We start from the raw sequence: 9,867 nt of genomic DNA, 5'->3' as shown, positions 1-9,867 counted from the left end.
GCCGCCTCCACCATTGCGGCGATTTATAAAGATCGTTGGAAAGTTGAGCTGTTCTTTAAGGCGATTAAGCAGAATCTCAAATTAAAAGCGTTTCTAGGCCGCAGCAGGAACGCAATTCAGACACAAACCTGGATTGCGATGATCGCCTATTTATTGGTGAGTTTCGCTCAACATTTAGGAAAAACTACAGTTCAACGTTTACTCAGAATAATTCAAGTGAATTTGTTTGAAAGAAGAACTTTAAAAGCTTTATTTTAACCCGATAAAATACCCATAAAACAAGGGGAAGCTCAAATGAGCTTCCCCTTGTGAAAAATTGTGGGACAGCAATGGCTTTAAGCTCCCTTTTTTACTAGTTTTTTTTAAATTGCTAAGCGTAAATTCAGTGCTTTTACCACTTTAATGACAGTATCAAAGCTTGGATTTACATCGCCAGAAAGTGCTTTATAAAGACTTTCTCGGCCTAAACCTGTGTCTCTTGATAATTGAGCCATTCCTTTAGCTTTAGCAATATTACCTAAAGCTTTTGCAATGAATGCCGCATCACCATTAGATTCATCTATACAGGCTTGTAGGTAAGCTTGCATATCTTCTTCTGTTTTAAGATGTTCAGCACTGTCCCATTTACGAAGTTTGATAGCCATTTACAGCTCCTCCTCTAAATCTTGTGCTAGTTGTAGGGCAAGTTTTATATCTTTACTTTGCGTAGACTTGTCTCCGCCTGCTAAAAGAATAACGACCCTTTGCCCTTGCTTACAGTAATAGATCCTGTAGCCAGGTCCAAAGAAGAAACGTAATTCAGAGACACCTTCACCGACTGGCTCAGTATCTCCAAAGTTTCCATCTTCAACCCGATCAATTCGGACTTGTATACGCCTTTTTGCCTGCTGGTCTTTTAACTTAGTAAACCAGTCATCAAAGACTTCAGTGGTGTATATTGAGTACATAAGAGTAATGTATCCTATAGGATACATTTATGCAAGAAATAAACTTGAATGTATGGGGCTTATAACAGAGTTTCGTATAACGCGTATTATGTTAATTTTAGAAAAATTAATTAATTTTCAGAATCATAGTGACTCATATCACCAGATAATAAGATTTCTTAAATTTTCTCTGATAACACTTTAACCAATGACTTTAATTCTTCTTTTAGTTTATTTAAATTTTCAAGTTGAATACTTTGAGTCAGCTCTTTAGGAATCATTTCTGCGGCAGCTCGTAGCTCTCGACCCTTTTCTTTTAATGAAATAAGGACTCTTCTTTCATCATTAGGATCACGTGATCGATTAATAAGTTCAGACTTTTCCATTCTTTTTAGTAAGGGCGTTAGTGTCCCACTATCCAGGTGTAAAATTTGTCCAAGATCACCCACACTTACACATTCTTTTTCCCATAAAACCAACATCACTAAATATTGAGGATAAGTGAGTCCGAGAGGTGTAAGAAAAGGGCGATAAGCTTTTACGATTAAATTAGATGCAGCATAAATAGGAAAACATAGTTGCTCATCTAGGCAAAGCTGATTCTTGGACATAGCTTTTTATTTGGTATAGACAGTGGTCGATACCTGTATATTACCTCGAATAGCGTTGGAATAAGGACATACTTGATGCGTTTGTTCCACGATCTTCTCTGCATCAGCTTGTGAAATACCTGAAAGAGTGACATCTAAGTGTACTGTTAAGGAAAATCCACCATTGCCATTAGCAACCATGCCAACAGTACTCAGGACTTCTACATCGTTATCACGGATTTTATGTTCTTTATTGCTACGAGTTACATGGATCACGGCATTTCCAAAGCATGCAGCATAGCCAGCTGCAAATAATTGCTCAGGATTCGTTGCATCACCTCGACCACCTAATTCTTTTGGCAAAGCTAATTTTAGTTCTAAGATACCATCTTCACTACGAATATTCCCTGAACGTCCACCGATTGCTTTAACTTGGGTAGAATAAAGATTACTCATTTTAATTACCTTTAAATAATATATTGTGTGCAATATAATTGTATAAAATTTAATTTATGTCAATTTTTTTATATGCGATTTAACATAATGGCTGTTATACGAAATTAAAAAACCTGGGCACCAACCCAGGTCTAAAATTTAAAAAACAGATAAGTATCAGTGCAATAAACTCATTTTTCTAATTTCGCATAACGTGTATTATGTTAATTTTAGGGAAATTTAAGAATCTCTATGCAATGGTTTATTCAATATTCTTTGATTTCTTATCTTTTAGGCTAATCAGAAATAGCCAATAACATAAGCCAGGAAATAGAGCCATAAAGATAGTCCATGTATCTGTATACATCTTCCACCACTCTTTCGAAATTTCTCCTGTGTGACTCCATCCAAAAAGAATAAAAAATGGAGTAGCAATAATTATAGAGGCAATACAGATAGTTAATAAATTAAGACTGTTATAACGATTTAAAAGAATTGAGAATATGAAGCTGAAAGGTACAGTCAAAATACAATAAGCCAAGTAGACAAGACCGTGCCCTACAAGAACCACTAAAATCGAGTATAGGCTGTATTCCTGATTCATTACGATAAACAGGACTGCTGTAAAAAAAAGTAGTGGTAAAGGAGAAAGTAAGAGAGCTTTTACTATTTTTTCATTTGAGTATTTCACTAATTTAATTCTCTTATCTACTCAATAAACAATAATACTATAACGATTTTATTGGAGGTTTTTTGATTCTATTTAACATAATGGCTATTATGCAAAGTCGACTTGTAATGCAATTTGCATTACACTATTCCTAGTACATTAAATACTTGGGAAATATGATGGCTACTGTTAACTTCAGGATCGATGAAGCCCTTAAAGAAAAATCTTATTCAATCCTTAAAGAGCAAGGTATTGCACCTACGGATTTCTTCACTAGTATTCTTGAGTATGTTGCTACGACTGGGAAACTGCCTGTCAAAAAAGCTTTGCTTTCGGAAGAAGATGAAGAATTATTAGCTCTTGTCCGTAAGCGCATTAATGATCCTAAAGAGATGTTTGAGGAAGTCACATTAGATGACTTATAAGCTTTTACGTCACAAGGACTTTACAGCAGAATGGGAAAAACTCCCTGTTGCTATACGAGATCAATTTAAAAAGAAACTAGCCAAAGTCATAGAGCAGCCACATATTCCAAAGAATATGCTTAGAGGCGATCTTGCAGGTTGCTATAAAATCAAATTATTAAAAGCTGGTGTCCGACTTGTCTATCAAGTTAAAGATGATCAGGTAGTTATCCTGCTCATTACCGTCGGAAAACGAGCTGATAGCATAGTTTATGACGAAGCGAAAAAGCGAATTAAAGACTAAAAATGGGAGCTTATAGCTCCCATTTTTGCCTTCGTATAAGGTGTATTATGTTAATTTTAGGAAATCTAAATACCCTTTTGATTCATACTTCTTTAAAAACTTTTTTTCTAAGCCATAGCGAAACTGTCACTAAGGCAATCAATACAGGCACTTCAACAAGCGGTCCAATCACTGTTGTGAAAGCTACAGGTGAAGCTAATCCAAAAGTGGCAATCGCTACAGCCAGTGCTAATTCAAAATTATTGCCTGCCGCAGTAAAGGAAATAGCAGTCGTTTTAGGGTAATCGTTACCCATCCACTTACTCATAAAGAAGCTGATGAAGAACATTGCAACAAAATAGATCGTCAAAGGAATAGCGATTCTAAGCACGTCTAGAGGAAGGCTAATCACTTCACCACCTTTAAGACTGAACATTGCTACAATCGTGAATAAAAGCGCAATAAGGCTGATTGGGCTAATCTTTGGAATAAACTTAGTTTGATACCAATCCAAACCTTTCTGTTTGACTAAAATCAGCCGGGTTAAAAAACCAAGTAAGAATGGAATACCTAGATAAACCAGAACAGCATGGGTAATGGTCCAAAAGCTTACATCAATGATTTGTGCTTCTACCCCAAAGAATGGCGGTAAGAAGGTCAAGAACAACCAAGCATAAGTACTAAAGAGCAAGATCTGGAAGATACTGTTAAACGCAACCAAGGCAGCAACATATTGATTATCCCCACATGCCAAACCATTCCAGACGAGGACCATCGCAATACATCGAGCTAAGCCTATGAGAATTAGGCCAGTCATATATTCAGGATAGGCGTGCAGAAAAATAATGGCCAAGCCAAACATTAAGCAAGGTGCAATGACCCAGTTCTGAATAAGAGATAATGTAAGGGTACGCTTATCCTCAAAGACTTTAGGCAAGGTTGCATAGTCAACTTTGGCAAGTGGTGGATACATCATCAAAATAAGCCCTATTGCGATAGGGATATTCACTGAATTAATGCTTAATTGATCTAATACAACAGATGTTTGAGGGAAAAACACCCCAATACCTACGCCTAATGCCATGGCAATGAAAATCCATAGAGTTAGGTTTCGATCTAAGAATGAGAGCTTTGATGCGGACATTGAATTACTCGCATTGCATAGAGATAGATAAGTTGCTCGTAGATTTATTTAATACTTCAGCATTCAAAACACTGAACACTGCATTTACCCATTCTGGTAAATCAGGATTTAATCGGTAATACACCCATTGTCCCTTGCGCTCATCTAGCAAAATTGAAAGGTTACGAAGTAAAGCCAAGTGACGAGAAATTTTAGGTTGGCTCAGTTGTAATATTTCTGTGATTTCACAAACACATACATTTTGTCTTTCTAAAATAATTTTTAAAATATCTAGACGTTTCGGGTCAGATAGGCATTTAAAGAAATCTGCTTGATCCATAATCTATACTCTAATATATGCTATTTCGAATATACGCATATCCATATATAAATGCAATATTATGAAGTCCTGAGTAAGTCCAATGTCATCAAAAGTTAAGATCTATCATAATCCAGCGTGCGGAACATCAAGAAATACACTGGCGCTAATTCGAAATACCGGAGAAGAACCTGAAGTTATTGAGTATCTTCTCAACCCTCCAAGTAAAAGTGAACTCATTAATTTAATTGAGAAATCAGGTCTTTCTGTACGTGAAGCTATTCGCAAAAACGTGGAACCTTTTGAAACGCTCAAGTTGGATCAGCAACACTGGACAGATGAGCAGCTTATTCAGTTTATGCTGGAGTATCCAATTTTAATTAACCGTCCATTTGTTGTGACTGAACTGGGGGTAAAACTATGTAGACCATCTGAACTCGTTTTAGATATTTTGTCTGCACCTCAATTAGGAGCTTTTACCAAAGAAGATGGTGAAATAATCATCGATGAAAATGGTAAGCGGATTAAATAAATCCGCCTCATTTAACATAATGGTGATTATACGAAATTTCGTTTGTTAGAAACCATTTAAAGTGTCTATATTCTCACCAATAAAAATGTCTAGTTTATGATGGTTTTTACCATCATGGACTGGATATAAATTAGAGATGTTGATCACTATGTCTGACAAGGAAATTCAACGTCTTGCAGTTCTGCAAGACGTTCGAGATCATCGTATTACCCAGGTCCGTGCTGCTGAAATCCTGAATCTTTCCACTCGTCAAATTACCCGGTTATTGCAGAAACTCAATCAAGACGGTGTTTCAGGTCTGGCACATGCCAGTCGTGGTCAACCTGGCCATCATCGCCATGATGAGTTATTAAAATCAAAATGTCTTTCCATTATTTCTGAACATCTGCTGGGCTTTGAACCTAAATTGGCGCATGAGAAGCTCAGCAGCATATTTGACCTGAATATCCCGGTAGAAACGGTTCGTTCGGCGCTTGATGACGCCCAATGACCTGTGGATCGAGATCAACGTATGAAACGTCCGTACCAGCCACGTTATAACCGGGATTGCTTCGGTGAGCTGATCCAGATTGATGGCTCATATCATGACTGGTTCGAAGGACGCGCTGCTAAGTGCTGTTTATTGGTGTATATCGATGATGCCACTGGAAAGCTGTTGCATCTACGCTTCTGTGAGGCGGAAACCACCTTCGACTATATGCTTTCAACCCGAGCCTACATTGAACAATACGGCAAACCTCTGGCCTTTTATAGCGACAAACATTCGGTATTCAGAGTTAATCAGAAATCCAGGAAAGACAGCCAGATCACGCAATTTGGGCGGATTCTGAACGAGTTAAATATTGATATTATCTTTGCCAACTCACCACAGGCTAAAGGTCGCGTAGAACGCGCGAATAGAACCCTTCAAGACCGTTTGATCAAGGAGATGCGTCTGGAAGGCATCAGTTCAATTGCCGAAGCCAATGCATGGCTACCCTGCTTCATTGAGCACTTCAATCAGAAGTTTGCCAAGTGTGCGAGAAACTCGAAGAATTTACATCGATCTTTAACGGAATCTGATGCTGAGCTGGAGGATATATTCACTTGGCAGGAACCGCGTAAGGTCACGAAGAACCTAACCATCACCTATGACAAGTGTATTTATCTGCTTGAACCGACAGAGCTGAATCATAAGCTTGTTGGGCAATACATTTCATTTCTGGAGTACCCGGATGGCACTGTGGCCCTCATGCATGAAGGACGGAAGATCAACTATAGCGTCTTCAATAAACTGGCTGGACTACAGCAGAATGAAGTGGTTGAGAATAAAAGATTAGGCTCAGTTCTGGCGCATATCCAGCAACAACATGAAGAGTTGGAGAAACAGAATAAACGTTCCCGTCTCAAGAAAAGTATGCAGAGTCGTAAAGCTCAGAAAGCTGTTATTGAACAAAGAAAGTTAAATCCTGTGCTTGACTCTTGTGGTTAAAAACAGGACATTTTAAATGGTTTATCACATAGACATTTTAATTGGTGAATAACAGAATCTGTAAGCCCAAAATAGAAATGTCCGGTTTCTCCAAAGTAAAAATGTCGGCACTGGCTCTTTTTATTTGCGGTTTACACCCGAATTTCGCATAAGAGTTTTTATGTTAAATAATGGTTTTTATATGATCTAGTATTTCTAAATATAAGTGCAATTTTACTAAGGTTGCTTAGATGCTATGGAATCTAAATATCTAAATTGTTCATCCCCCTTTACTTCATTTTCATGTTTAATCACCGCTATTAGTAAAACTATGGTCATAGCCCCAGCTAGATAGGTGATCTTTTTTCTCATGATTTCCTTATAGTGAAATTCTTTTTGCTTATTTTATATAAATCATAAAATTGTGATATATACCAATCTGCTAGGCAACTTAGTCCTATTCCAAATAACCCAAAAAATCCGATATCTTTGTAAGCTTTAACCCACAAAAATTGGGGGATAGTTTTCGAAATAGAGTCTTTGATAAAATAGTAAAAATCAATAAATACCTACTTTTTAAACTATTATCATTGAGAGAATATTACAAAGTTGCTTAAAAAAGCCGACTTGGAAACAAGTCGGCTTTTCGACATCGTCGAGCACATTTTTTATATCATAAATTTCCGATTTTTATAATTTTCAAAGTCTATCTTTCAGCTCTTTATACAACAAAGCCGAACTGAATTAAAAATAGAAATGTAGTTGAGCTGATGCTCGCTCATTTCTTTATTTTTAGTAATTGAGGTGAACATACTGTCAGTACATGGTAGTTATAAGTAACGTGTAACTTTGTTTGCACAAAGATTTGAGTTATGCCAAGTGATGGATTGATTTGTACTTAAAATTTTAAGCTTATCCACTTGCTTTGCAAGCCACTACACTTTATTTACAATCCTATGTTGTGGAAGTAAGGGATCTTGTACTCGCCCAGTATGTTCAACTTGATTATATCTAAAGGACTATTAGGCTTCAATCAAATCAATTTTCCAATTATTCGACTGAATTAACACGTTTAAATCACGTAATTTAAGACTAATATCATCAGCTTGTTTTTGTAATGATGAAACTGGAATAACTTTATGCCACTTTATTTCCCGCGTACTATAACGATCAGATTCACGAGATGTATTACTTATTGCTGCAGTTAGGGTTTTGTGCTGTTCTACAAATTCATCACGCAAAGTCAATAAAGCAAGTAGAGAACGGCCATCATCTAATTTTGTTAAAGCATTAGTTTTATGAATTGCATAACTTAATTTTTGAAATTCTTGAATTAAAGAAAATACTTGTTTTAGTAGTTCATTTGGATCTTCAGATGGTTGATCACCATCTTGTACCAATACATTTGCATTGATACGTTGTTTTAGTGAAATAATTTTTTTTTGTTGATCACTTCGAAGTAAGAGAGCTTCTGCTAATTTCATTTTTCACCTATTAACCAATTAGAATTAAGTTTTAAACAGCTTATATCCTCATTCTTTAAAGATCAAAAAAATTGCTTTTTTATCTAACTAAAAGGTGTCTACAAAATCGGTAGCTATTCATTTTTTAAATTTTAAGCCTAGACCAGAGTCTAGGTTTTTTCATTTCGTATAACAGCCATTATCTTAAATGGGAGGGGGAGATTAAGCTAAAATTAGGGTTTTAATTTAGAGAAAGTAATGTCTCAGATAAAAATTTATGCTTTAGATGAAACTATAGAATTACATCGTGATAATTTAAGTAAAGCTATCCATCAGGCTTTAGTTAAAGAATTAAAATACCCTGAAGAAAAAAGGTTTCAACGTTTTATTCCACTAGAATCCAAAAATTTTATATATCCAGCAGACCGCAGTGCATCTTATATAATTATTGAAATTTCCATGTTCGATGGACGAACAAAAGAGACTAAAAAAGCATTTATTAAGACTCTATTCGAAAATATAAACAATCTATGCGGTATTGATTCAAATGATGTTGAGATAACTATATTTGAAACTCCTAAAGAAAACTGGGGAATTAGAGGGGAAAATGCGGATGAACTACAGTTAAATTATAAGGTAAATGTTTAAATTTCATAAAATTAACATAATAGACGTTATACGAATCTAAAAATGGGAGCCTATAGCTCCCATTTTTATTGTTAAACGTTGAATCCTATATGTTTTCCTGTTGGAAGCTCTACATCAATACGGAGCTTCCCACCCATTGCCTCAACATACTTTTTCATGGTTGAAATCTTAAGATCATTGCCACGATTTTCTATTGCTGAAAGCGATGGCTGTTTTATTCCCAAAGTTTCAGCAAGCTCTTTTTGAGAAATTTCGAGTTCTTCACGAATAAGATGAAGCTGATTTTCTAGCAGTAATTCATCTGCCATTTTTTGAATACGGGCTTGGCTCTCTGGAGAGCGGCTAGCTAACAATTCTTGCAGAGTCTTAGCCATTAGATTTATCTCCTAGGGTGGTGAGATGAAGTTAGTATTGTTCATCTGCAATATCCAGCATGTCTTTATAAAAACGCTTTTTACCGCCTTTATCAGCAATACATAGAACAATAGCCTGTCGTAAGGGATCAAATGCGAAAAAAGATCTTAAGGGTCTACCGCGATGTTGAACACGCAGTTCTTTCATATTGGTAAATTTAGACTCATACACAGTATCTACTAAAGGACGGCCTAAACTCGGTCCCTGCTGCTGTAGAACAACCAGGGCAGCTAGGACCTTCTCTTGTGTCGATTCATCTTGCTGTTCAAGCCACTGATTAAATAGATCTGTCGTAATGACTGTCCACATACCGCAACCAAAATATAGATTATAGTCTATATTTTAAGGGCATTATGCTTGTTTTTGCAAATGAGAAAGGATAAACAATAAAAAACCCCGGCATCCTGCCGGGGTTTTTCGTATTGGTTCGCTCGGTATAACTCCTGTCGTACCTTACTGTCCTTGTACTTATCTCTTGTTATTCTTGTATGGAACTTCCTGTTCCCGATGAGTTCATCATAGGAAAATTCCAGTATGCCGCATAGCAGCAAAGAGCCGAGTTTCATGTGAGCCAAAGCGTACAAAATAGCCTAAATTTTATCCACAAAAA

15 protein-coding genes and 1 pseudogene are annotated in these 9,867 nt (G+C 36.4%); 6 read left to right on the top strand and 10 right to left on the bottom strand.

The window, feature by feature from the left end:
* On the top strand, nt 1–258 hold a 258-nt coding region (locus FTV34_RS13095; protein WP_180070479.1), incomplete at its 5' end, for a transposase.
* Between the two features lie 104 nt (nt 259–362).
* Here FTV34_RS13095 and FTV34_RS13090 read toward each other — a convergent pair.
* The 5 genes from FTV34_RS13090 to FTV34_RS13070 all read right to left on the bottom strand — a co-directional run bounded on the left by FTV34_RS13090 (nt 363) and on the right by FTV34_RS13070 (nt 2,642).
* The gene (locus FTV34_RS13090; protein ID WP_000985610.1) at nt 363–644 is read right to left on the bottom strand and encodes an addiction module antidote protein; all 282 of its coding nucleotides are present in this window, start codon (nt 642–644) and stop codon (nt 363–365) included.
* Nucleotides 645–947: a type II toxin-antitoxin system RelE/ParE family toxin gene (locus tag FTV34_RS13085; RefSeq protein WP_000286964.1), complete on the bottom strand. Its 303-nt coding sequence runs from the start codon at nt 945–947 to the stop codon at nt 645–647.
* A 158-nt stretch (nt 948–1,105) separates the two neighbouring features.
* A complete protein-coding gene (locus FTV34_RS13080) occupies nt 1,106–1,537 on the bottom strand; it encodes a MarR family winged helix-turn-helix transcriptional regulator (protein ID WP_005108698.1) in 432 nt (143 codons plus the stop codon).
* 6 nt (nt 1,538–1,543) lie between these two features.
* Nucleotides 1,544–1,972 carry an organic hydroperoxide resistance protein gene (locus FTV34_RS13075; RefSeq protein ID WP_005108699.1) on the bottom strand — a complete coding sequence of 143 codons (429 nt, stop codon included), beginning with the start codon at nt 1,970–1,972 and terminating at the stop codon, nt 1,544–1,546.
* A 241-nt stretch (nt 1,973–2,213) separates the two neighbouring features.
* Nucleotides 2,214–2,642 carry a hypothetical protein gene (locus tag FTV34_RS13070; RefSeq protein ID WP_180070478.1) on the bottom strand — a complete coding sequence of 143 codons (429 nt, stop codon included), beginning with the start codon at nt 2,640–2,642 and terminating at the stop codon, nt 2,214–2,216.
* A 158-nt stretch (nt 2,643–2,800) separates the two neighbouring features.
* On the opposite strand from FTV34_RS13070, the gene FTV34_RS13065 reads away from it, so the two are divergent.
* Together FTV34_RS13065 and FTV34_RS13060 are read left to right on the top strand one after the other, a co-directional pair.
* Entirely contained in the window at nt 2,801–3,046 is a 246-nt protein-coding gene (locus FTV34_RS13065; protein WP_000246755.1) for a type II toxin-antitoxin system RelB/DinJ family antitoxin, read from the top strand.
* On the top strand, nt 3,036–3,329 hold the full coding sequence (locus FTV34_RS13060) for a type II toxin-antitoxin system RelE/ParE family toxin (protein ID WP_000221358.1): 294 nt from the start codon (nt 3,036–3,038) through the stop codon (nt 3,327–3,329). The genes FTV34_RS13065 and FTV34_RS13060 overlap by 11 nt, the downstream gene beginning before the upstream one ends.
* Nucleotides 3,330–3,411: 82 nt before the next feature.
* Here FTV34_RS13060 and arsB read toward each other — a convergent pair whose 3' ends face one another.
* Entirely contained in the window at nt 3,412–4,452 is a 1,041-nt protein-coding gene (arsB, locus tag FTV34_RS13055) for an ACR3 family arsenite efflux transporter (protein ID WP_180032349.1), read from the bottom strand.
* 4 nt (nt 4,453–4,456) lie between these two features.
* A complete protein-coding gene (locus FTV34_RS13050) occupies nt 4,457–4,771 on the bottom strand; it encodes a metalloregulator ArsR/SmtB family transcription factor (protein WP_180070476.1) in 315 nt (104 codons plus the stop codon).
* A gap of 82 nt (nt 4,772–4,853) precedes the next feature.
* Between FTV34_RS13050 and arsC the strand changes: the two genes are divergently transcribed.
* Both arsC and FTV34_RS13040 read left to right on the top strand, forming a co-directional pair.
* Nucleotides 4,854–5,282, top strand: coding sequence for an arsenate reductase (glutaredoxin) (gene arsC, locus FTV34_RS13045; protein WP_004647748.1), 429 nt, complete (start codon nt 4,854–4,856; stop codon nt 5,280–5,282).
* A 136-nt stretch (nt 5,283–5,418) separates the two neighbouring features.
* Nucleotides 5,419–6,753, top strand: a pseudogene (locus FTV34_RS13040) (ISNCY family transposase).
* A gap of 1,001 nt (nt 6,754–7,754) precedes the next feature.
* Here the strand turns inward: FTV34_RS13040 and FTV34_RS13035 are convergent.
* Complete coding sequence (locus tag FTV34_RS13035) at nt 7,755–8,216, bottom strand: DIP1984 family protein (RefSeq protein WP_004781077.1); 462 nt, start codon at nt 8,214–8,216, stop codon at nt 7,755–7,757.
* A gap of 237 nt (nt 8,217–8,453) precedes the next feature.
* On the opposite strand from FTV34_RS13035, the gene FTV34_RS13030 reads away from it, so the two are divergent.
* Nucleotides 8,454–8,843, top strand: coding sequence for a tautomerase family protein (locus FTV34_RS13030; RefSeq protein ID WP_180070474.1), 390 nt, complete (start codon nt 8,454–8,456; stop codon nt 8,841–8,843).
* 71 nt (nt 8,844–8,914) lie between these two features.
* Here the strand turns inward: FTV34_RS13030 and FTV34_RS13025 are convergent, their stop codons facing one another.
* Both FTV34_RS13025 and FTV34_RS13020 read right to left on the bottom strand, forming a co-directional pair.
* Entirely contained in the window at nt 8,915–9,217 is a 303-nt protein-coding gene (locus tag FTV34_RS13025; RefSeq protein ID WP_001140620.1) for a helix-turn-helix domain-containing protein, read from the bottom strand.
* Nucleotides 9,218–9,248: 31 nt separating this feature from the next.
* Nucleotides 9,249–9,566, bottom strand: a complete 318-nt coding sequence (locus tag FTV34_RS13020; RefSeq protein WP_180070472.1) for a type II toxin-antitoxin system RelE/ParE family toxin — start codon at nt 9,564–9,566, stop codon at nt 9,249–9,251.
* Nucleotides 9,567–9,867 lie beyond the last annotated feature (301 nt).

The sequence above is a fragment of the Acinetobacter sp. YH16038 genome (genome assembly GCF_013417275.1).
Classification (GTDB): Bacteria; Pseudomonadota; Gammaproteobacteria; order Pseudomonadales; family Moraxellaceae; genus Acinetobacter.
The sequence above is the reverse complement of the archived record's forward strand: the minus strand, read 5'-3'. Positions and strand labels throughout refer to the sequence as shown.